The organism is Microbacterium sp. JZ31, assembly GCF_016805985.1.
GTDB lineage: Bacteria > Actinomycetota > Actinomycetes > Actinomycetales > Microbacteriaceae > Microbacterium.
In genome coordinates, this window is the sequence record NZ_CP017661.1 from 2,439,789 (window position 1) to 2,460,118 (window position 20,330).

The window sequence follows — 20,330 nt, forward strand, 5'->3', positions numbered from 1 at the left end:
CGCGTCGGGGAATCAGGCTTCCGCGGCGTCGCTCGTCACGACGTCGGCGGGCCGGGCGGCGGGCGCCGCCGGCGCCGCCGGGCGCATGCCCTCGCCGATCGCCTCGCCCACCGCGCGGCCCGCAATGAGGGCCGCGAGGTCGACGCCCGTGGCGGACTTGACCGCGTCGAACGTGGCGCGCATGCCGACCGCCTGCTCGCTCGCGAGGTGCGCGGACGCCCCGCCGTCGCCGCCCAGCACGGTGATGGAGCCCACGCGCTCGTAGCCCTTGGCGAACTCCGCCATCATCGGCACGACCGCCTCGATCGCGCGCTGCGCCATGAGCGCCTCCTCGTGCTCGGCGATCGCGGCGGCCTCGGCCTTGATGGCGGCGGCCTTCGCCTCACCGGCCAGGCGGATGGCCTCGGCGTCGGCCTCGGCGCGGAACTTCGTGCCCTGCGCCTCCTGCTCCGCCGCGAATGCGGCGGCCTCGGCGGCGGCGCGCTTCGCGAGGGCATCCGCCTCGGCCGCGAGCCGCACGGTCTCGGCGTCCGCCGCCGCGCGCGTCTTCAGCTCCTGGGCCTTCTGCTCGGCGATCTTCGCCTGCGCCTCGGCCTCGCGGATGCGCGCGTAGGCCTCCGCGTCGGCCTGCTTCTGCTGCTCGTACGCCTCGGCGTCGGCCTTCTGCTGGCGCTCGTACGTCGCGGCCTCGGCCACGCGGCGCACCTCGGCGTCGAGCTTGGCGGACTGGTTCATCGCCGCCTGCTCGAGGACCCCCTGCTCGAGCTTCTCGCGCGCGAGCTTCTCCGCCGCCTCGGCCTCGGCGTTCGCGCGGCCGATCTCGGCCTTCGCGTTGGCGGTGTTCTTCTGGTACGCCGTGTACTCGACGAGGTTCTGCTCGTCCGTGGCGATCTTGTTGCGCTGCACCTCGCGCTGCGCCGAGATGCTGGCGACCTGCGCGTCGCGCTTGACGCGCTCGATCTCGCTCGCGCCGAGCGACTCGATGTAGCCGTTCTTGTCCGTGATGCCCTGGATCTGGAACGAGTCGAGGATCAGGCCCTGTGCCTCGAGGTCGCCCTTGATGTTCTCGGCGATCTGGTCGGACAGCTGCTGGCGGTCGCGCATCAGCTGCTCGACCGTGAGCATCGCGACCACACCGCGCAGCGAGCCCTCGAGCTGCTCGCGCGTGAACTGCTCGATCGCGTTGTCCTGCGACGCGAAGCGCTCGGCGGCGCGGCGCACCTGCTCGGGCTCCGAGCCGATCTTGAACAGCGCCACGCCCGTGACGTCGACCGTGACGCCGTTGGACGACTGCGCGGTCGGCTCGACGTTGATCTGGCGGGCACGCAGCGAGATGAGCTCGGCGCGCTGCGTGATCGGGTTGACGATCGCTCCCCCGCCCGTGACGACCGTGATCCGCGACGACGTGCCGTCCTCGCCGCGCTGGTTCTTGCCGACGATCACGAGCGCCTCGTCCGCCTTGGCGATCCGGTACCAGGCCCGGAACAGCAGGATCACGATGAGCGCCAGGACGATGACGCCGATCGCGATCGGGCCGACGAGGAAGAGGAGGGAGATGGGATCCACGGGTGCTCCGGTTTCGGTATCGCGAGCGGCCCCCTGCGCGCTCGCATGCCCGCTCAACATAGCGACACGCGCGGCGGGGCGCATCCGCCCTGAGAGGGACCTCCGCGTCGCACCGGCGCGGGGAGGCAGTCGGGCGAACTGGGCTAGGCTTTTGAGGCGTACGCGTGAGGCGCAGAGCGACGCGCGAACACGAGAACGGGTGCCGATCCAGAGGCGCCCGGGCTACGAATTTCACCGATGAAAGAAGGCGAATCGGCCGTGTCGAGCCAGGGAACGGGCACCGGAACTGCGAACGAGGGAGAGTTCGGGGCCAATCAATGGCTTGTGGATGAGCTCTACGAGCAGTTCACGACCGACAGGAACTCGGTGGACAAGGAGTGGTGGCCGGTCCTCGAGGCCTACCACGCGGGACGCTCGGGTCAGACCGCGGCGGCCGCGCCCGCGCAGGCATCGGCCGGCGCCACCGCGGCCCCGGCACCCGCCCCGCAGGAGTCGCACCCCATGACCGCGCCGATCCCCGTCGTCGGCCAGCAGCCGGTCGCCCGCACCACGGCCAAGCCCGCGAAGCCGGCGCCCATCCCCGCGGATGCACCGCAGAAGGCCACCGCCCCGGCCGAGAACGGCGAGGCGAAGGCGGATGAGGACGTCGTCACCGTCCTGCGCGGCATGCCCAAGACGCTCGCCAAGAACATGGACGAGTCGCTCACGGTCCCGACCGCCACGAGCGTGCGCACCATCCCGGCGAAGCTGATGATCGACAACCGCATCGTCATCAACAACCACATGTCGCGCACGCGCGGCGGCAAGGTGAGTTTCACGCATCTGATCGGCTGGGCGCTGATCCAGGCGCTGAAGGAGTTCCCGAGCCAGAACGTGTTCTACGCCGAGATCGACGGCAAGCCCTCGGTCGTCGCGCCGGCGCACGTCAACCTCGGCATCGCGATCGACCTGCCCAAGCCCGACGGCACGCGCGCCCTGATGGTGCCGAGCATCAAGAACGCCGACACGCTGTCGTTCACCGAGTACCTCGCATCGTACGAGGACCTCGTCAAGCGCGCCCGCGGCAACAAGCTCACGGCCGGTGACTTCGCGGGCACGACCGTGTCCCTGACCAACCCGGGCGGCATCGGCACCGTCCACTCGGTGCCGCGTCTGATGAAGGGCCAGGGCTGCATCATCGGCGCCGGCGCGCTCGACTACCCGGCCGAGTTTCAGGGCGCGAGCCAGAAGACGCTCAACGAGTTCGCGATCGGCAAGACGATCACCCTCACGAGCACGTACGACCACCGCGTGATCCAGGGCGCCGGATCCGGCGAGTTCCTGAAGAAGGTGCACGAGCTGCTGATCGGGCAGCGCGGCTTCTACGAGGACATCTTCGCGGCCCTGCGCATCCCGTACGCCCCGATCCAGTGGAACGCGGACGTCCAGGTCGACCTCGCCGAGCGCGTCGACAAGACCGCGCGCGTGCAGGAGCTCATCAACAGCTACCGCGTGCGCGGCCACCTGATGGCGGACGTCGACCCGCTCGAGTACGTGCAGCGCCTGCACCACGACCTCGAGATCGAGTCGCACGGCCTGACCTTCTGGGACCTCGAGCGCGAGTTCGTCACGGGCGGGTTCGGCGGCAAGCGCACGATGAAGCTGCGCGACATCCTCGGTGTCCTGCGCGACTCGTACTGCCGCACGACCGGCATCGAGTACATGCACATCCACGACCACGAGCAGCGCGAGTGGTTCCAGCAGAAGCTCGAGCAGAAGTACACCAAGCCCGACCACGACGACCAGCTGCGCATCCTGCGCAAGCTGAACGAGGCCGAGGCGTTCGAGACCTTCCTGCAGACGAAGTACGTCGGTCAGAAGCGCTTCTCCCTCGAGGGCGGCGAGTCGCTCATCCCGCTGCTCGACCGCATCCTGGAGGGCGCGGCCGAGGCGGGCCTCGACGGCGCCGCGATCGGCATGGCGCACCGCGGCCGCCTGAACGTGCTGACGAACATCGCGGGCAAGACCTACGGCCAGGTGTTCCAGGAGTTCGAGGGCGCGCTGCCCGGGAACAAGCGCGGCTCGGGCGACGTGAAGTACCACCTCGGCACCGAGGGCCGCTTCGTCGCCGAGAGCGGCGCCGAGCTCGACGTCTACCTGGCGGCGAACCCGTCGCACCTCGAGACGGTCGACGGCGTGCTCGAGGGCATCGTGCGCGCCAAGCAGGACCGCAAGCCGGTCGGCTCGTTCACGTGGCTGCCCATCCTCGTCCACGGCGACGCCGCGTTCGCGGGCCAGGGCGTCGTGGCCGAGACGCTGCAGATGTCGCAGCTGCGCGGCTACCGCACGGGCGGCACGGTGCACGTCATCGTCAACAATCAGGTCGGATTCACGACCCTGCCGCAGGACGGCCGCACCTCGGTGTACGCGTCGGATGTCGCGAAGACCATCCAGGCGCCGATCTTCCACGTCAACGGCGACGACCCCGAGGCCGTCGCCCGCGTGGCGGAGCTCGCATTCGAGTACCGCGAGCGCTTCCACCGCGACGTCGTCGTCGACCTCGTCTGCTACCGCCGCCGCGGTCACAACGAGGGCGACGACCCGTCGATGACGCAGCCGCTCATGACGAACCTCATCGAGGCGAAGCGCTCGACCCGGCGCCTGTACACCGAGGCGCTCGTGGGCCGTGGCGACATCACCGAGGAGGAGTACGAGGAGGCCAAGCGCGACTTCCAGGACCGCCTGGAGATCGCGTTCGCCGAGACGCACGCCGCCGAGACGGGATCGAACCCGGTCGTCGACGCCTCCGGCGCGGTCGAGACGGCGCCCGAGGGCGAGCCCGAGACGACGGGCGTGTCGACCGAGGTCATCCACCAGATCGGCGACGCGCACGCCAACAAGCCCGAGGGCTTCACGGTGCACAGCAAGCTGCAGCAGCTGCTCGACAAGCGCGTGCAGATGAGCCGCAACGGCCAGATCGACTGGGGCTTCGGCGAGCTGCTCGCGTTCGGCTCGCTGCTGCTGGAGGGCACGGCCGTGCGTCTCGCGGGTCAGGATGCGCGTCGCGGCACGTTCGTGCAGCGGCACGCGGCGTTCCACGACCGCGTGAACGGCCAGGAGTGGCTGCCGCTGGTGAACCTCTCCGACAACCAGGGCCGCTTCTGGGTGTACGACTCGCTTCTCAGCGAGTACGCCGCGCTCGGCTTCGAGTACGGCTACTCGGTCGAGAACCCCGACGCCCTCGTGCTGTGGGAGGCGCAGTTCGGCGACTTCGTCAACGGCGCCCAGTCGATCATCGACGAGTACATCTCGGCCGCCGACCAGAAGTGGGGTCAGCAGTCGAGCGTCGTGCTGCTGCTGCCGCACGGCTACGAGGGCCAGGGACCCGACCACTCGTCGGCCCGCATCGAGCGGTTCCTGCAGATGTGCGCGCAGGACAACATGACCGTCGCGCGTCCGTCGACCCCCGCGTCGTACTTCCACCTGCTGCGTCGCCAGGCGTACATGCGCCCGCGCCGCCCGCTCATCGTGTTCACGCCGAAGGCGATGCTGCGCCTGCGCGGCGCGACGAGCGAGGTCGAGGAGTTCACGACCGGCCGCTTCGAGCCTGTGATCGACGACAACCGCGGCAAGGACAAGAGCGGGGTGAAGAAGGTGCTGCTGCACGCGGGCAAGATCCACTGGGATCTGCGCGGCGAGCTGGAGAAGCGCCCGAACGACGCGATCGCGCTCGTGCGCCTCGAGCAGTTCTACCCGGCGCCGGTCGACGAGCTGAACGCGGTGCTCGACACGTACCCGGACGCCGAGCTGGTGTGGGTGCAGGACGAGCCGGAGAACCAGGGCGCGTGGCCGTTCATCGCGCTCGAGCTCGCGAAGAGCCTCAAGGGCCGCTCGATCAGCGTCGTCTCGCGTGCCGCGTCGGCGTCGCCCGCGACGGGCTCGTCGAAGGTGCACGCGACCGAGCACGCCGACCTCATGCAGCGCGCGCTCGCCTGATCCCGCGCTGACGCGAAGCGGCCGGTCCCCTCGGGGGCCGGCCGCTTCGTCGTTCCCCGGCGCGGGGGCACGCATCGAGTTGTCGAATCCGAGGACTACACCCGAATCGGAGGACCGGGATGACGATCCGGTCCTCCGTTTCGGCTCGTGTCCTGAGATTCGGACCGCGCCGCTCTCGGCTTCTTCAGCCGCGCCGGTCGCGCAGCCACACCGCGGCGAGCGCTCCCGCGACAGCGCCGAACAGGTGGCTCTGCCACGAGACGCCCGGTTGCGTCGGCAGCACGCCCCACAGCAGCCCGCCGTACACGGCTCCCACTGCGACGCCGATCAGGATCTGCCCGATCCGGCGGTTGAACAGCCCGCGCAGGATCACGTACGTCAGCCATCCGAAGATGAGGCCGCTCGCGCCGAGATGGAGCGTGCCGAGGCCGCCCGTGAACCACACGGCCGCTCCCGCACCGAACCAGATGATCGCGGTCGCCGCCAGGCCCCGGCCGTAGTCGACCGCGAGCGCGAGGAACCCGAGCACGAGCGCGGGCACGGTGTTCGCGATGAGATGCGGCCACCCGCTGTGCAGCAACGGCGCCCACAGGATGCCCCCGACGCCGTCGATCCGCCACGGGGTGATGCCGCCCGCGTCGAGCCGGTTCATCAGGACGGTGTCGACGATCTCGATCGCCCAGAGGGCCACGACGAACAGCACGACGGTCACGGCCGCCGGCCCGATCGCCCACCGGCTGCGGGTCTGCGGGACGACCGGTTCGCTCATGCCGCGATGATATCCGCGAGAGCTCTGGACCCGCCCCGCCGCCGCCGGCGTGCGCCTTCTCAGGAGATCCCGCGTCCTCAGGACCGGATGCGCCGATCCGGTCCTGAGAAGCCGTCATCCCCTGAGAACGCGTCGGGTCCGGTACGTCGGGCGGCCGGTCAGGCGGCGGACCGCACGACCACGGGCACGGGGTCGATGCTGACCTGCACCCGCTCGTCGAAGTCGAGGCGCTCGGTCGCGGCGTGCTGCAGCCAGAGCATCGCGCCCGACTCGGTGCGGACGAGCGTGCGCCGCAGCGACCCGAGGAAGGTCGACTCCTGCACGACGGCCGGGATCGTTCCACCGAGGCGCACGTTCTCCGGGCGCAGGAAGGCCTCCACGGGGCCGTCCGCGGCCTCGCCGACGACCGGAAGGTCGACGCCGAGGACGCTGGCGACGCCGCCCGCGACCGTCGCGGGGACGATCGACGACAGGCCGACGAACGCCGCGACACCCGGCGTCGCGGGACGCAGGTAGAGCTCCTCGGGCGAGCCGATCTGCTCGATCCGGCCGGCGTTCATGACGGCGATCCGGTCGGAGACGGCGAGCGCCTCCTCCTGGTCGTGCGTGACGAACACCGTGGTGGTGCCGAGCCGCAGCTGGATGCGCCGGATCTCGTCGCGCAGCTGCACGCGCACCTTCGCATCGAGCGCGGACAGCGGCTCGTCCAGCAGCAGCACGCGCGGCTCCGTGACGAGCGCACGGGCCAGGGCCACGCGCTGCTGCTGGCCGCCCGACAGCTGGTGCGGGAACCGGTCGGCGAGGTGGCCGAGGCCGACGAGGTCGAGGGCGTCGCCCGCGCGGCGCGTCGCGGCGCCGCGGCCCACGCCCCGGCGCCGCAGCCCGAATGCCGCGTTGTCGACGACCTTCAGGTGCGGGAACAGCGAGTAGGCCTGGAACACCATGCCGATGTCGCGCTTGTTCGTGGGTGTCCCCGACACGTCCTGCCCGCCCAGCAGGACGGATCCGCCCGTCGCCTGCTCGAGGCCGGCCAGCACGCGCAGCGCGGTGGTCTTGCCGCACCCGGACGGGCCGAGCAGCGACACGAACTCGCCGGGGCGGATGTCGAGATCGATGCCGTGCAGGACGCGGGTCGTGCCGTAGTCCTTCACGACCTGGCGGAACTCCACCCGCGTCCCCTCGCCGGCCTCGGCCAGCAGGGCGTTCTCTTCGGTGCGGGGCAGCCCGCGCGGGGCGTCGTCGACGGCGGTCATCGCGAGACCTTCTCTTCCTTCACAGACTCTTCCTTCACCGGCATCTCGGCGACGGGCACTTCCTTGGCGGCGGCTTCGCTCGCGGGCGCTTCGCTCGCCGCCGCTTCCCTCGCACGCGCCTTTCCGCGCGCGCCGGCTCGGCGACCGCCCGCGGCGAACCCGAGGGCGAGCAGCAGGAGGAACACCAGCCCGAGAGCCAGCAGGGTGAAGATCGCGGGCGCGACCGGATCCTGCTTCTGCACGACGACCATCGCCGTCTGGAGCACCTGGCGGTTCAGCAGCGACGCGATCGTGAACTCGCCGAGCACGACCGCGACGGAGATGAGCGAGGCCGCGAGCAGCCCCTGCCGCAGGTTGGGCACGAGCACGCGCACCACGACGTCGATCCAGCTCGCGCCGAGCGAGCGCGCCGCCTCGGTGAGCGTGCGCAGGTCGATCGCGTCGAGCGAGGCCTGGATCGCACGGTACGCGAACGGGAGCACCGTGATCCCGTACGCGAACGCGAGCGTCCACGCACCCGTGCCGAGCGCGCGGCCGATCTGCAGGTAGATCGGTGCGAGGCCCACGACGAGCACGATCGCCGGGATCGAGATCGGCAGCAGCGCCACGAACTCGAACGCGCGGCGCAGGGCCGGGAAGCGGAGGTTCACCAGGATGATCGTGGGCGTCACGAGGATCAGCACGATCCCGACGGTCACGACGGCGAGGAGTAGCGAGTTGCCGAGTCCCGTCCAGATCGGGCGGAGCGTGGCGGCGTTCGCCGGGTCCACGAGTCCCGCCCAGTGCGCGTCGGTCAGCTCCCCCGTGGCGATGTCGCGCAGGGTGTAGAGGAACGTGCCCACGAGCGGGACGAGGAACGCGCCGCCGACGAGGACGCCGATCAGCCAGCGGGTGGCGCGGCCCGGAGCGATGCCGGCGCTCATCGCTGCCACCTCGCGGCGCGCCGCTGCACGGCCGCGTACGCCCACATGGCGACTGCGACGATCACGATCATGCCGAGTGCCAGCGCACCGGCGAGGTTCTCGCGTCCGAGCACCGTCTCGCTCGTGAGCGCCGCGCGGATCTGCAGCGGCACGATCTGCGCGCCCTGGCTGGCCAGCGCCGCCGCGGTCGCATACGACGAGAACGCGTTGGCGAACAGCAGCAGCAGGCTCGCGAGGAACGCGGGGGCGAGCACCGGCACGCCGATGTGGGCCCAGAAGCCGCCGCGCGTGCCGCCGAGGGTCAGATTCGCCTCGGCCCACTGCGGCTTGAGCGCGGCGAGAGCCGGCATGAACGTGATCACCATGAGCGGCACCTGGAAGTAGATGTAGGGCCCGAACAGCCCGGCGAGCTCGTAGATCCACGGGCCGTCGGCGTACGGCTGGATGCCGATGCCCTCGAGCAGCACGGTCACGACGCCCTGCAGGCCGAAGGTCGCGATCCAGGCGAACGCGAGCATCACGCCGCCAAACTGCGCCAGCACGCTTGCGGCGGCGTCGACGACGCGGCGCATCGGGTGCGCCTCGCTCACGCCGAGGAGCGCGTAGCAGACGAGCGCACCGAGCACGGCGCCGATCACCGCGGTCGCCGCAGAGAGCCACACGGTGTTGCCGAACACGGCGAGGATCGTCGGGTCGCCGAGCGCCGCGAGGTTGTCGGCGGTGATGTTCCCGTCCCCGTCGAACAGGCCGGACGCGAGCGCGAGAACGGTCGGCAGCACGAGGAAGAGCAGGATGTACGCCGCGAACGGCACCAGCCCGAGCCAGGCGAGGACGGTCGCGCCGGCGGCACGCCGGCGCGGCGGCGGGGCGACCGCGGACCCGGCGCCGGTGACGGCGTCGAGGTCCGCGGCCGCGAGGGGGACGACGGTCACTGGACCGCCGCGGCCCACTTCTCGCCGAGCAGCACGCCGGCGGCGTCGCTCTGCTCCTCCGTGGGGACGAGCGTCTCGGCGGGCGTGGCGGGCAGCGCGCTCGCGAGCTCGGCGTCGATCGTGCCGGCCTCGGTCATGGCGTCCATGCGCGCGGGGCGGGCGCCGCCCTTCAGCCACAGGTTCTGCACCTCGTCGCTGTAGAGGAACTCCTGCCAGAGGCGCGCGGCCGCGGGGTGCGGGGCGTCCTTGTTGATGGCCTGGTTGTAGTAGCCGGCGTAGCCCTTGTCCTCGAAGACGACGACCTCCCAGTTCGGGTTGTCGACCTTGTGCGTCGCGTTCAGGTAGTCCCAGTCGAACACGACGGGCGTCTCGCCGCTCGCGACGGTCGCTGTGGTGACGTCGACCTTGAGCAGGTTGCCGGCCTTCTGCAGGTCGGCGAAGAAGTCGATGCCGGGCTGGAAGTCGTCCAGCTCGCCGCCGGACTGGATGGTCGCCAGGCCGACCGCGGCGAAGGCCGCACCGGCCTGCGTCGGGTCGCCGTTGATCGCGACCGCGCTCTTGTAGTCGGCGCCGAGGAGGTCCTCGAGCGACTCCGGCGCGGGGAACTTCGACGAGTCGTAGCCGACCGACATGTACCCGCCGTAGTCGCCGACGAACAGGCCGCTCGGCTCCTTCAGCGCCTCCGGGATGTCGTCCCACGTCTGCACCTGGTACGGCGCGAAGTGGTCGGTGTTCTGCAGCGCGACCGTGAGACCGAGGTCGAACACGTCGGGCGCGGTGTCAAGGCCCTCGTTCGTCTCAGCCGCGGCGATCTCCTCGGCGCTCGAGATGTCGGGCGACTGCTCCGTGATGGTGATCTCGGGGTAGGTCGAGGCGAACAGGTCGAGGATCTCGCCGTAGTTGGCCCAGTCGCGCGGCAGCGCGATGACGTTGAGCGCGCCCTCGGCCTTGGCGGCCTCCTCGAGCGCCTCGAACGAGCCGAAGTCGGCGACGCTGGTGGCGGTCGCGGCGTCTGCTGCGGCGCCGGACGCGTCGCCGTCCGCGGGGGCCGACGCGTTCGACGCGCAGCCCGTCAGGGCGAGAGCCGACGCGGCGACGAGGCCGAGTGCGGCGAACAGGGGTCGACGGATCATGGATGTCCTCCGGGGGATGGGAATGCCCGCGCTGTGGTGCGGGCGCGCTCGGGCAGCGCTCCTCGTCTCGGGGCGAGACGCCCTGACGCTACGCAGGCCGCGTGAACGTCCCGCTCTCCGGGAGGTGAACGGTTTCGGCGGCGCGGGTTACCGGCTCATGGCCCGTATTTCGGCATCCAACAGGACCCGATGTCAGTACACGATGCTGAGGAAGGGTGCGCGCGGCACCCGGAGGGCGGCATCCAGCGCGTCGATCGCCTCGGCCGAGCCGGTCGCCCGCCCGGCCGCGCGCAGCACCGGCAGCGAGAACCCGCCGAGGTAGACCGCGGACAGCTCGACCACCGACAGTGCGACATCCGGCTCGTCCTCACTCTCGGTGACAAGCGCGCGGCCGTCCGCGATGTCGACGCGCCACGTGCCGTCCGCGTAGCCCTGCGGGTCCGTCACGCGCAGGATCACGGACGCGTCCGCGGCGTACGTGCGCGCCTCGAGCGACGCCGGGACGTCCAGGATGCGCAGCCAGCCGTGGTCCGTCACGCTCGAGACCGCGACGCGCGCGTCGTCGATCAGCCACGGCAGCGGCTCGTCAACCGGGCGCATGTGGGCGGTCACCGTGCCGACCAGGTCGTGCTCGAGCGCGAAGCGCCACAGCGCGGCGAGCGCGACGTCGTCCTCGGCGATTAGATAGCGGATGGTGAGCTCGCCTCCGCGGTCGCTCTCCGGGTTCCCCTCGATCTGATAGGCCATGACGCCGCGAGGCTCGCCCGCCTCGTCGACGTAGCGCACGGCGCGTGCGACGTCGTTCTTGTCCTCCGCGAGCGCGACGCGCCCGCGCCAGCGCCGCGGCCAGCCCGGGATCTCGCCCACACGCGCGGGCAGCGTGCGCTCGTGCAGCTGCCCCATCAGGAGCGCGGCGTCCTCGCGGTCGATGTACTGCACGCGGCCGGGTGCGTCCGGTGCGGCCCAGCGCGCGCGACGCGCGTCGACCTTCCACGTCGCGATCTTCGTCGCGGGTCCGAAGCCGTATCGGCTGTAGATGGTCGCCTCGCTCGCCGTGAGACCGGCGGCGGGCACGCCCGCGGCGTGCGCGTCGCGCAGCTCGGCCTCCAGCAGCTGACGGGCGACACCGCGACGGCGGTGCGTGGCGGCGACCGTCACGGTGCTTACCGCCCAGGACGGCAGCGTGCCGCCCGGCACGGTCATGGGCGCGACCCACGAGCTCGCCGTCGCGATCGGCCGGTCGGCCTGCGGCGAGGCCGAGTCGTACACGCCCGTCACGCGACGCCAGGACATCGGCTCGCGCCAGTCGGCGACCTCCTCGGCCGTGAGCTCCGAGCCGGCGAAACCGCGGCGGACGGCGTGCGACCACGCCTCCATGACCGCCGCGCGCTCGTTCTCGATCAGGCGGTACTCGAGCCCTCGCTCCGCGAGCGCCGCACGGGCGGTCTCGTCGAGGGGAAGCGTGCGCACGTCGGGGAACTCAGCCATGCCTCGACACTATCCAGGCGTCGAAGGGGGTCGCAGACCCTTGCGCCGGCGGACGCGATGCCGCACGGGTCGGTGAGGATGCCCCGTCAGTGGGTCGCCTGCGCGTCGCGCAGGCGCGCGAGCACGAGGTGCTTGAGCTCCTCGGGTGCGGTCTCCTTGCACGCGCGCGCGACCACCTCGGTCAGCGTGCGCGACACCAGGGCCTCGTCGCGGCACTCCGCGCACGTGGCGAGGTGCTCGCTGATGTCGGCGTGCTCGGTCTTGCAGACCTCGTTGCGGAGGTACTCCTCGAGATCCTGACGCGCCTTCTCGCAGCCGCAGTCGGTCATTTCTCACTCCTGTTGGGACGGCGGCCCGCGGGGGCCTTGCCGGTGTTCGGGGCGGCGGCCTGGATTCCTCGCTCGGCCGCGTAGTCCTTCAGCAGGTCGCGCAGCAGCCGCCGACCGCGGTGCAAGCGGCTCATGACCGTGCCGATGGGGGTCTTCATGATGTCGGCGATCTCCTGATAGGCGAAGCCCTCGACATCCGCGAGGTACACCGCCATCCGGAAGTCGTCCGGGATGGACTGCAGCGCGTCCTTCACGACCGACGCCGGCATGTGGTCGATCGCCTCCGCCTCGGCCGACCGGCTGCTCATCGCGGTCGTCGACTCGGCGCCGCCGAGCTGCCAGTCCTCGAGATCGTCGATCGTGCCCTGGTAGGGCTCGCGCTGCTTCTTGCGGTACGTGTTGATGTACGTGTTGGTGAGGATGCGGTACAGCCACGCCTTGAGGTTCGTGCCCTGCGTGAACGACGCCCAGGACGCGAAGGCCTTCACGAACGTCTCCTGCACCAGATCCGCGGCGTCGCTCGGGTTGCGCGTCATGCGCATCGCGGCGCCGTAGAGCTGGTCCATGAACGGCAGGGCCTGCTCCTCGAACTGCCGGCGGGGGGTCGCCTCCGGCGCGTCGCCCGCGTCCGTCGCGGGCAGGGCCTGCCCCTCCGCCGTGGGCGCACCACCGCTCACCGGCTGCGCGTCGGCGTCGTCGGTGTCGGCAAGCTCGAGTTCCTCATCCATCACGCGCCAGTCTAGGCGCGCGCCCTGTATCCTTCCGGGCGCGTACGTGACGCGCTCGGGGCCAGAATCGTAGCCGTCATCCAGGTCCTCGCTTTCACTAGGCTGGAACCGATGAGCTCGCGCGTGTATTCCCCCGAAGCCCCGCAGGGCGAGTACGCCGCGCCCGTCGCGGACGGTCCCGTCGATGCGGCCCTGTCGATCCCCGGCTCCAAGTCGCTCACGAATCGGGAGCTGATCCTCGCGTCCCTGGCGGAGGGGCCGAGCCGCCTGATCGCTCCGCTGCAGTCCGACGACTCGCGCCGCATGATCGAGGGCCTGCGCGCGCTCGGCGTCGAGGTCGAGGAGGTGCCGGGCGAGAGCGGGTTCGGTCCCGATCTGCTCGTGCACCCCGCCGCCCCCTTCGCGGGCGGGGCGACGGTCGACTGCGGCCAGGCGGGCACCGTGATGCGCTTCCTCGCGCCGCTCGCGGGCTTCGCGTCGGGCGACGTGCTCGTCACGGCGCACGAGAACGCCCTGCACCGGCCGATGGCCGAGATGATCCGCGCGCTGCGCGACCTGGGCGTCGACATCGACGACGGCGGGCACTGGTCGCTGCCGTTCACGGTGCGCGGCCACGGGCACGTGCGCGGCGGCGAGATCTCGATCGACGCCTCCGCGTCGAGCCAGTTCGTGTCCGGCCTGCTGCTCGCCGCGCCCCGCTTCGACGTCGGCCTGCACCTGCGCCACGTGGGAGCGCGCCTGCCGAGCGTGCCGCACATCGACATGACGGTCGAGGCACTCGCCCGCCGCGGCGTCCACGTCGAGCGCCCCGCGCACGGCGAGTGGATCGTGCCCGCGGGGGCGCTGCGCGCCAAGGACATCGCGATCGAACCGGACCTGTCGAACGCCGCGCCCTTCCTCGCGGCCGCGATGGTCACGGGCGGGTCGGTCACGATCGCCGGCTGGCCGCCCCACTCGACCCAGCCGGGCGCGCAGCTCGCCGACATCCTGCAGCTCATGGGCGCGCGCGTCAGCCGCCGCGGCGGCGCGCTGACGGTGGCCGGCGGGCGCGGCATCCACGGCGTCGACCTCGACCTGTCGGCCGTGAGCGAGCTCACCCCGACGCTTGTGGGGCTCGCGGTGTTCGCCGACTCCCCCACGACCTTCCACGGCATCGCGCATATCCGCGGGCACGAGACCGATCGCATCTCGGCGCTCGCCGCCAACGTGACCGCGCTCGGCGGCATGGCGGAGGAGCTTCCCGACGGGATCCGGATCACGCCGACCGCCGTCACAGGACGCCCGCTCACGAGCGGCGTGTGGCGCGCGCACCACGATCACCGCATGGCGACGACGGGCGCGCTCGTCGGCCTGCGCGTGCCCAGCGTCGTCGTCGACGACATCGGCACGACGGCGAAGACCCTGCCGCAGTTCACCCAGCTGTGGGACGAGCTGCTGGGGGCGCGGTGACGCCGAGGACGCCGCTCGCGCGCGTCGTGCCGACCGAGCGAGGCGGCCTGCAGTGAGCTGGCTCGACGATCCGCTCGACGACGAGGACGAGCCGCTCTACGACGAGAGCGACGTCCGCGTCCGCCCCAACCCCAAGGGCAACCGCCCGCGCACCAAGCGCCGCCCCGCGCACGAGGACGCGATGATCGCGCGCGTGCTCGGCGTCGACCGCGGCCGCTACACCGTGCTCGCGGGAGAGGACACCCCGGATGAGCGCCAGCTGACCGCGTCGCGCGCCCGCGAGCTGCGCAAGACCCCGATCGTCACGGGCGACCGCGCGCGGATCGTGGGCGACACGACCGGCCAGGAGGGGACCCTCGCCCGCATCGTCGGCATCGAGGAGCGCACGTCGCTGCTGCGCCGCAGCGCGGACGACACAGACCAGGTCGAACGGGTGATCGTCGCCAACGCCGACCAGATGCTCCTGGTCGTCGCCGCGGCCGATCCCGAGCCGCGTCCGCGCCTGGTGGACAGGTATCTGATCGCCGCGCTCGATGCGGGCATCCGGCCCCTGATGGTCATCACCAAGACGGACCTCGCCGATCCGGCGCCGTTCCTGACGCACTTCGAGGGCCTGAACGACCTGCGCGTCTTCTTCAGCGCACGCGACGAGACGCCGGCCGACGCGATCGGGGAGGCGCTGATCGGGCACTCGACCGTGTTCGTGGGACATTCCGGCGTGGGCAAGTCGACGCTCGTCAACGCGCTGGTGCCGACCGCCGGACGCGCGACCGGCCACGTCAACGAGGTGACCGGGCGCGGGCGGCACACCTCGTCCTCGACCGTGTCGCTGCGCTACCACGGCCACGGCGGGTCCGGCTGGGTCATCGACACCCCCGGCGTGCGGTCGTTCGGTCTCGGGCACGTGGACCCCGCGAACATCCTGCGCGCCTACCGCGACCTCGAGGACGTGGCCGAGCAGTGCCCGCGCGGCTGCACGCACCTGCCGGATGCGCCGGACTGCGCGCTCAACGAGGCGGTCGCGGAGGGCCGGCTGCCCGCCTCACGCGTCGACTCGCTGCAGCGCCTGCTCGCGACCTTCAAGGACCGGACCGACTACTGACGGCGCCCCTCGCCCATCGCGCACCGGCCGGCATCGCTCATCCGCGCGATCCCGGTGCGCCGCCTAGGCTGGACGGGTGACTGAGACGCGCCTCGAACCCGGAACGCCCGCCCCCGACTTCACGCTGCAGGATCAGGATGGCAAGCCCGTATCGCTCGCGGACCTCCGCGGCGGCAAGGTCGTGCTGTACTTCTACCCCGCCGCGATGACGCCGGGCTGCACCACGCAGGCCTGCGACTTCCGCGACAGCATCTCGTCGCTCTCCGGCGCGGGCTACACCGTGCTCGGCGTCTCGCGCGACGAGCCCGCCAAGCTCGCCGAGTTCCGGGAGCGCGACGGGCTCACGTTCGAGCTGCTGAGCGACCCCGACGCGCAGGTGCACCGCGCCTACGGCACGTGGGGCGAGAAGATGAACTACGGCAAGGTCGTCGAGGGCGTCATCCGGTCGACGTTCGTGCTCGACGAGCAGGGCGTCGTCACCAAAGCCCTCTACAACGTCAAGGCAACCGGACACGTCGCCCGCCTGCGCAAGGAGCTCGGCGTCGACTGACGTCGCGGTCGCCGCGCCCTGCCGCCGCTAGCCCAGCCGCGGGGCGCAGGCAACCCCATCCGCCGCGCCAGAGCGGCATGCCTACCATCGGGCATGTCCGCCGAGCACTCAGGATCGCGCCGCCCCCGCACGGGAGCCCCCCGGCTGACCCGGCACGTCGCGCCGGGCGTCCACCGCCTCGAGCACGCGCACGTCAACTGCTACCTGATCGAGGATCAGGGCCAGGTGACGATCGTCGACACGGGCCTGCCCGCCTCGTGGCGGATCCTCCCGGACGTGCTGGCCGCCATCGGCAGCTCGCGCTCGGCCGTGCAGGCGGTCGTGATCACGCACGCGCACTTCGACCATCTCGGGTTCGCGCACGCGATCCATCAGGACTGGGGCGTGCCGGTGCATGGGCACCCGGACGAGGCGTACCTCGCGGTGCACCCCTATCGCTACGCGCACGAGTCGCCGCGGATCCGGTATCCCTTCCGCTATCCCGGATCCATCCCGGTGCTCGCCCGCATGGCGGGCGCGGGCGCGCTGCGGGTGCGCGGCCTTGAGGGGCTGCAGGCCATGGGGATCGACGCGGCGCTCGACGTGCCCGGCCGGCCGCGGGTCGTGTTCAGCCCCGGCCACACGTTCGGGCACTGCGCTCTGCACCTGCCCGAGCGCGGCGTGCTCTTCAGCGGCGATGCGCTCGTCACGTTCGATCCCTACACCACGGAGCGCGGCCCCCGCGTCGTCGCCGCGGCGGCGACCGCCGATACGGCCGAGGCGCTGCGTTCGCTCTCCCGGCTCGACGACACCGAGGCGGCGACGGTGCTGCCGGGCCACGGCGAGCCGTGGCGGCACGGCGTGCGCGCGGCGACGGCCGCCGCGCGAGAGGCCGGCGTCCGCTGACGCGGAACACCGGCCTCTCACTTCGGAGCGCGGAGCTTCAGGAGCTCGACGGGCTCAGAGTTCGACCGTGCGGTTCTCCCCCACATCGGGCTGCGTGCGCGTGACGGTCGCCTTGGCGATCTTGAACGCGGAGACGATCCCGGGCTCGTCCTTGGCCCAGTACTCGGCCGACTCGGCGTGCACGCGCAGAAGCACGATCGTCGGGTCCTCGCGTCCCTCCGGGAACCAGGCCTGCACGGCGGGCGTCCAGTACTCGTCGATCTTCTGCGCGTCGCGCACGAGCGTCGCCGTGCCCGCGACCGACAGGTAGCCCTTGCCCGAGTCGAACGCGACATTCACGGACGAGTTGCCGGAGATGTCGCGCACCTTCGGGCTGTTGTCCTGCACGAAGAACCACAGGTCGCCGTCGAACTCGACGTCCTGCGCGGCGAGCGGCCTGCTGTGCAGCTCACCCTCCGGGCTGACCGTGGTGAGCAGGCCGACCTTCGCGGCCTTGACGATCTTCGCGATCGTGGCGCGGTCCTCGTCGGTGGCGTGGGGCAGATTCTCCATGGATGTCCTCCTGGGTGTCGTCGTGCGGTCCACGCTACGCACGCGGAATCCGCGGCCCCAGCCGGTTGACAGCCGCGCGATCCGGCCTAGACCTGCCCGTCGTCACCCGTCCGGATCGATCTGCTCGCGTGTAAGCACGATGCCGCCGTGCTCGTTCGCCGACTCCACGAGCTGTGACAGCCACTTGCGGTTGAGCTCCCCCACGAGGGGCTCGGACAGGACGAAGCGGATCGGGATCGCCGGGTGGACCCAGATGGTCGTCTGCTCGTCGGAGTCGCCGTCCGCGTGCTGCCACGACACCGAGAAGCTCTCGTTGCGGCGCAGCTTGGCCATGATCACCGCCCGGAGGTGGGCGAGCGCGCGGTCCTCGATGAAGATCGGCCCGGCGCTGTCGTAGATCAATGTGCCCATGCGGCAGACGCTACGTCATGGCCGCCGCACGCGCCCTGTGCGCGCGGGGTCGCTGGCGAGAGATCTTCTTCATCGATGCTTCAGCGTTCGCTTTATTCAGCGATACGTGTATCGTTGGCGCGTGACCACCGCCACACTCACGCACACCGCGGCACTCGCCCGCCTCGGCCACGCCCTCTCCGACGCGACGCGAGCCGGCATCCTCCTCGCCCTTCGCGAGACGGCGGCCTACCCCTCGGAACTCGCCGAGCGGCTCGGCGTCTCCCGGCAGGTCATGTCGAACCAGTTGGCCTGCTTGCGCGGGTGCGGACTGGTCAGGGTGACGCCGGAGGGACGCCGAAGCGCATACCGCCTTGCAGACGACCATCTGGCGCCCGCTCTCGACGAGCTGCTCCGGGTCGTGCTCGTCGTGGAACCGGACTGCTGCTCCGGGGAAGGATGCACCTGCGCATGACGATGGCTCACGACCGTCGCGCGGTGCTCCAGCGGCGCATCCGGATGATCGTGGCCGCGACGATCATCTACAACCTCGTCGAGGCAGCGGTGGCGCTGTCTGCCGGCGCCGTCGCCTCGTCCGTCGCGCTGATCGGCTTCGGACTCGACTCGACGATCGAGGTGCTCTCCGCAGCGGCGGTCGCCTGGCAGTTCACCCGGAGCGAGCCGGAGCGCTGGGAGAAGGGCACGCTGCGGGTGATCGCCGTGGCGTTCTTCGCACTGGCCGGCTATGTCGCGGCATCCTCCACACTCGCGTTGGCCGGCGGCGCCGACGTCGGGCACAGCACCGTGGGGATCGTCCTCACCGCCCTCAGCGTGGCCGTCATGCCGCTGCTTTCCTTCGCGGAGCGCCGAGCGGGGCGAGAGCTCGGCTCCGCGACGGCGATCGCCGACTCGAAGCAGACGCTCGTATGCACGTACCTGTCGGCAGCAGTGCTGGTCGGCCTCGTCCTCAACTCCTGGCTCGGCTGGTGGTGGGCAGATGCCGTTGCCGGCTTCGTCATCGCGGCGTTCGCTGTGCGCGAGGGCGTCGAGGCCTGGCGAGGGGACGCCTGCGCCACATCCGTGGGCATGATCCTCGAGCAGGAGCCTGAACACGAGCACGAGCACGAGCACGAGCACTGACGACACCGAAGATCGCGCGGGCGCACCGCGCGCCCGGTGGGCGCGGCCCGCTCAATCGGCGCACGAACGCTCGGCTTGCTCGGTGAACTCCGGGGCGGGTCGGGTGGCCGCCTCTTCCGCCGTCCGAACCGCGCCATGTTGCCGGATGTCGTCGATCAGCCAGGACATCTCGAGGATCTCCTCGCGCTGCGCCTCGCTGATGGAGCGGGCCAGCTCGCAGACGCGGACATCGTCGAGGTGAGCGTGCTCGGACCTGGTGATGGCCAGGGAATGGTGCGGGATCATGCTGCTCATGTAGGCGACGTCATCGATGGTCACCTGACTGCGATCGAGGTAGACGCCGCCCCGAGCAGCACCAGGCTCACCGCGATGATCGCGATGTTGCCCTTGGTATTGCGGTACATCCGCGCCATCCACGCGAACATCACCAGCCCCATCGCGCCGCCCATGGTGAGCGCCATGAAGACGCGGCTCTCGCTGAAGCGGATGTGGCCCCATTCCCAGACGCCGACGAACATCGTCCCGTACATGACGACCATGCCCGTCAGGATCATCGCGGCGAATCGAACGTACTGCGACCAGCCTCGCTGCTTCTCGTGCGGGGCGTTTGCGTGCTCTGACATGTCGGGGGCCTCCTCACCGGTGCGTGGTTGGCAAGCGTACGCCCGACACGCCGCGTCCTCAGTCGCGTCTCTCGGCGGCCGAGGGGATGTCTCGGAAGGCGCTTCCGTCCCCGTACTGCTCTGACGTGACCACGCTGAACGTGCCGTTCGTCTCGAGAACCACGGCGGTGACGGAGCCCAGGTCGCCCGACCCGCTCTGTCGGACCGCCTGCCGCACTTCGGCGATGTCGACGCGCGTGCGGCGGAGTGCCGCCTCGTCAACGCGCCCCTTCCACAGCAGCACGGTGGGTTCGCCGGTCACCACCGCACGGAAGGGGTTCCATCGAGACGAGACGAAGGCGACCACCATCTGCAGGGCGATGAGCAGGACGATCGCGACCGCGCCCTCGGCGAAGGACACATCTGCGCTGAGCAGGATGGTGGCGAGCGTCGAACCGAGCGCCACGGTGACGACGAAATCGAACTGGTTGAGCTGGCCGAGCGTCCGCTTGCCCGATATCCGGAGCGCGACGATGGTCAGGACGTAGGCGGCGACGCCCACGG

Annotated in this window: 21 protein-coding genes; 7 read left to right on the forward strand and 14 right to left on the reverse strand. The window is 71.2% G+C overall.

Annotated elements, in window-relative coordinates; translation table 11 throughout:
* Nucleotides 1-12 precede the first annotated feature (12 nt).
* Nucleotides 13-1,566 (reverse strand): SPFH domain-containing protein, encoded by a 1,554-nt coding sequence (locus BJP60_RS11615; protein WP_238439409.1) that lies wholly within the window; start codon nucleotides 1,564-1,566, stop codon nucleotides 13-15.
* 258 nt (nucleotides 1,567-1,824) lie between these two features.
* On the opposite strand from BJP60_RS11615, the gene BJP60_RS11620 reads away from it, so the two are divergent.
* Complete coding sequence (locus BJP60_RS11620) at nucleotides 1,825-5,541, forward strand: multifunctional oxoglutarate decarboxylase/oxoglutarate dehydrogenase thiamine pyrophosphate-binding subunit/dihydrolipoyllysine-residue succinyltransferase subunit (RefSeq protein WP_203135909.1); 3,717 nt, start codon at nucleotides 1,825-1,827, stop codon at nucleotides 5,539-5,541.
* 184 nt (nucleotides 5,542-5,725) lie between these two features.
* Here BJP60_RS11620 and BJP60_RS11625 read toward each other — a convergent pair whose 3' ends face one another.
* The 8 genes from BJP60_RS11625 to BJP60_RS11660 form a co-directional block, all read right to left on the reverse strand.
* The gene (locus tag BJP60_RS11625) at nucleotides 5,726-6,310 is read right to left on the reverse strand and encodes a rhomboid family intramembrane serine protease (protein ID WP_203135910.1); all 585 of its coding nucleotides are present in this window, start codon (nucleotides 6,308-6,310) and stop codon (nucleotides 5,726-5,728) included.
* 158 nt (nucleotides 6,311-6,468) lie between these two features.
* Entirely contained in the window at nucleotides 6,469-7,563 is a 1,095-nt protein-coding gene (locus BJP60_RS11630; RefSeq protein ID WP_203135911.1) for an ABC transporter ATP-binding protein, read from the reverse strand.
* On the reverse strand, nucleotides 7,560-8,486 hold the full coding sequence (locus BJP60_RS11635) for an ABC transporter permease (protein WP_203135912.1): 927 nt from the start codon (nucleotides 8,484-8,486) through the stop codon (nucleotides 7,560-7,562). The genes BJP60_RS11630 and BJP60_RS11635 overlap by 4 nt, the downstream gene beginning before the upstream one ends.
* Nucleotides 8,483-9,418, reverse strand: coding sequence for an ABC transporter permease (locus BJP60_RS11640; RefSeq protein ID WP_203135913.1), 936 nt, complete (start codon nucleotides 9,416-9,418; stop codon nucleotides 8,483-8,485). Before BJP60_RS11640 ends, BJP60_RS11635 begins: the two co-directional genes overlap by 4 nt.
* Nucleotides 9,415-10,551: an ABC transporter substrate-binding protein gene (locus tag BJP60_RS11645; RefSeq protein ID WP_203135914.1), complete on the reverse strand. Its 1,137-nt coding sequence runs from the start codon at nucleotides 10,549-10,551 to the stop codon at nucleotides 9,415-9,417. Before BJP60_RS11645 ends, BJP60_RS11640 begins: the two co-directional genes overlap by 4 nt.
* A 192-nt stretch (nucleotides 10,552-10,743) precedes the next feature.
* Entirely contained in the window at nucleotides 10,744-12,039 is a 1,296-nt protein-coding gene (locus BJP60_RS11650) for a GNAT family N-acetyltransferase (RefSeq protein ID WP_203135915.1), read from the reverse strand.
* An 86-nt stretch (nucleotides 12,040-12,125) separates the two neighbouring features.
* Entirely contained in the window at nucleotides 12,126-12,368 is a 243-nt protein-coding gene (locus BJP60_RS11655) for an anti-sigma factor family protein (RefSeq protein WP_203135916.1), read from the reverse strand.
* Complete coding sequence (locus BJP60_RS11660) at nucleotides 12,365-13,096, reverse strand: sigma-70 family RNA polymerase sigma factor (RefSeq protein WP_203135917.1); 732 nt, start codon at nucleotides 13,094-13,096, stop codon at nucleotides 12,365-12,367. The genes BJP60_RS11655 and BJP60_RS11660 overlap by 4 nt, the downstream gene beginning before the upstream one ends.
* A gap of 111 nt (nucleotides 13,097-13,207) precedes the next feature.
* Here BJP60_RS11660 and aroA point away from each other — a divergent pair, with 111 nt between their 5' ends.
* The 4 genes from aroA to BJP60_RS11680 all read left to right on the forward strand — a co-directional run bounded on the left by aroA (nucleotide 13,208) and on the right by BJP60_RS11680 (nucleotide 17,082).
* Nucleotides 13,208-14,545: a 3-phosphoshikimate 1-carboxyvinyltransferase gene (aroA, locus tag BJP60_RS11665; protein WP_203135918.1), complete on the forward strand. Its 1,338-nt coding sequence runs from the start codon at nucleotides 13,208-13,210 to the stop codon at nucleotides 14,543-14,545.
* Nucleotides 14,546-14,597: 52 nt separating this feature from the next.
* Nucleotides 14,598-15,647, forward strand: coding sequence for a ribosome small subunit-dependent GTPase A (gene rsgA / locus BJP60_RS11670; protein ID WP_203135919.1), 1,050 nt, complete (start codon nucleotides 14,598-14,600; stop codon nucleotides 15,645-15,647).
* Nucleotides 15,648-15,723: 76 nt separating this feature from the next.
* Nucleotides 15,724-16,197: a thioredoxin-dependent thiol peroxidase gene (gene bcp / locus BJP60_RS11675; protein WP_203135920.1), complete on the forward strand. Its 474-nt coding sequence runs from the start codon at nucleotides 15,724-15,726 to the stop codon at nucleotides 16,195-16,197.
* 93 nt (nucleotides 16,198-16,290) lie between these two features.
* Nucleotides 16,291-17,082: an MBL fold metallo-hydrolase gene (locus BJP60_RS11680; RefSeq protein WP_203135921.1), complete on the forward strand. Its 792-nt coding sequence runs from the start codon at nucleotides 16,291-16,293 to the stop codon at nucleotides 17,080-17,082.
* Nucleotides 17,083-17,136: 54 nt separating this feature from the next.
* On the opposite strand, the gene BJP60_RS11685 is transcribed toward BJP60_RS11680, so the two are convergent.
* Nucleotides 17,137-17,634 carry a pyridoxamine 5'-phosphate oxidase family protein gene (locus BJP60_RS11685; RefSeq protein WP_203135922.1) on the reverse strand — a complete coding sequence of 166 codons (498 nt, stop codon included), beginning with the start codon at nucleotides 17,632-17,634 and terminating at the stop codon, nucleotides 17,137-17,139.
* A 102-nt stretch (nucleotides 17,635-17,736) separates the two neighbouring features.
* The gene (locus BJP60_RS11690) at nucleotides 17,737-18,045 is read right to left on the reverse strand and encodes a DUF7882 family protein (protein WP_203135923.1); all 309 of its coding nucleotides are present in this window, start codon (nucleotides 18,043-18,045) and stop codon (nucleotides 17,737-17,739) included.
* A gap of 121 nt (nucleotides 18,046-18,166) precedes the next feature.
* Between BJP60_RS11690 and BJP60_RS11695 the strand changes: the two genes are divergently transcribed.
* Both BJP60_RS11695 and BJP60_RS11700 read left to right on the forward strand, forming a co-directional pair.
* Nucleotides 18,167-18,499 carry an ArsR/SmtB family transcription factor gene (locus BJP60_RS11695; protein WP_238439410.1) on the forward strand — a complete coding sequence of 111 codons (333 nt, stop codon included), beginning with the start codon at nucleotides 18,167-18,169 and terminating at the stop codon, nucleotides 18,497-18,499.
* Nucleotides 18,496-19,164 (forward strand): cation diffusion facilitator family transporter, encoded by a 669-nt coding sequence (locus tag BJP60_RS11700; protein WP_238439411.1) that lies wholly within the window; start codon nucleotides 18,496-18,498, stop codon nucleotides 19,162-19,164. The genes BJP60_RS11695 and BJP60_RS11700 overlap by 4 nt, the downstream gene beginning before the upstream one ends.
* 51 nt (nucleotides 19,165-19,215) lie before the next feature.
* On the opposite strand, the gene BJP60_RS15315 is transcribed toward BJP60_RS11700, so the two are convergent.
* The 3 genes from BJP60_RS15315 to BJP60_RS11710 are packed head-to-tail and all read right to left on the reverse strand — an operon-like array spanning nucleotide 19,216 to nucleotide 20,328.
* Entirely contained in the window at nucleotides 19,216-19,482 is a 267-nt protein-coding gene (locus tag BJP60_RS15315; protein WP_238439412.1) for a DUF305 domain-containing protein, read from the reverse strand.
* Nucleotides 19,479-19,787 (reverse strand): hypothetical protein, encoded by a 309-nt coding sequence (locus BJP60_RS15320; protein WP_238439413.1) that lies wholly within the window; start codon nucleotides 19,785-19,787, stop codon nucleotides 19,479-19,481. The genes BJP60_RS15315 and BJP60_RS15320 overlap by 4 nt, the downstream gene beginning before the upstream one ends.
* 58 nt (nucleotides 19,788-19,845) lie before the next feature.
* Nucleotides 19,846-20,328 (reverse strand): DUF421 domain-containing protein, encoded by a 483-nt coding sequence (locus BJP60_RS11710; protein WP_238439414.1) that lies wholly within the window; start codon nucleotides 20,326-20,328, stop codon nucleotides 19,846-19,848.
* Nucleotides 20,329-20,330: the final 2 nt, after the last annotated feature.

Bases quoted from the DNA above. Each gene is read 5' to 3' on its own strand.
- BJP60_RS11690 (WP_203135923.1), bottom strand. From the start codon at position 18,045: ATGGGCACATTGATCTACGACAGCGCCGGGCCGATCTTCATCGAGGAC.
- aroA (WP_203135918.1), top strand. From the start codon at position 13,208: ATGAGCTCGCGCGTGTATTCCCCCGAAGCCCCGCAGGGCGAGTACGCC.
- BJP60_RS11635 (WP_203135912.1), bottom strand. From the start codon at position 8,486: ATGAGCGCCGGCATCGCTCCGGGCCGCGCCACCCGCTGGCTGATCGGC.
- BJP60_RS11660 (WP_203135917.1), bottom strand. From the start codon at position 13,096: ATGGATGAGGAACTCGAGCTTGCCGACACCGACGACGCCGACGCGCAG.
- BJP60_RS15320 (WP_238439413.1), bottom strand. From the start codon at position 19,787: ATGTCAGAGCACGCAAACGCCCCGCACGAGAAGCAGCGAGGCTGGTCG.
- BJP60_RS11655 (WP_203135916.1), bottom strand. From the start codon at position 12,368: ATGACCGACTGCGGCTGCGAGAAGGCGCGTCAGGATCTCGAGGAGTAC.
- BJP60_RS11680 (WP_203135921.1), top strand. From the start codon at position 16,291: ATGTCCGCCGAGCACTCAGGATCGCGCCGCCCCCGCACGGGAGCCCCC.
- BJP60_RS11645 (WP_203135914.1), bottom strand. From the start codon at position 10,551: ATGATCCGTCGACCCCTGTTCGCCGCACTCGGCCTCGTCGCCGCGTCG.
- BJP60_RS11700 (WP_238439411.1), top strand. From the start codon at position 18,496: ATGACGATGGCTCACGACCGTCGCGCGGTGCTCCAGCGGCGCATCCGG.
- BJP60_RS11625 (WP_203135910.1), bottom strand. From the start codon at position 6,310: ATGAGCGAACCGGTCGTCCCGCAGACCCGCAGCCGGTGGGCGATCGGG.
- BJP60_RS11630 (WP_203135911.1), bottom strand. From the start codon at position 7,563: ATGACCGCCGTCGACGACGCCCCGCGCGGGCTGCCCCGCACCGAAGAG.
- BJP60_RS11685 (WP_203135922.1), bottom strand. From the start codon at position 17,634: ATGGAGAATCTGCCCCACGCCACCGACGAGGACCGCGCCACGATCGCG.
- BJP60_RS11650 (WP_203135915.1), bottom strand. From the start codon at position 12,039: ATGGCTGAGTTCCCCGACGTGCGCACGCTTCCCCTCGACGAGACCGCC.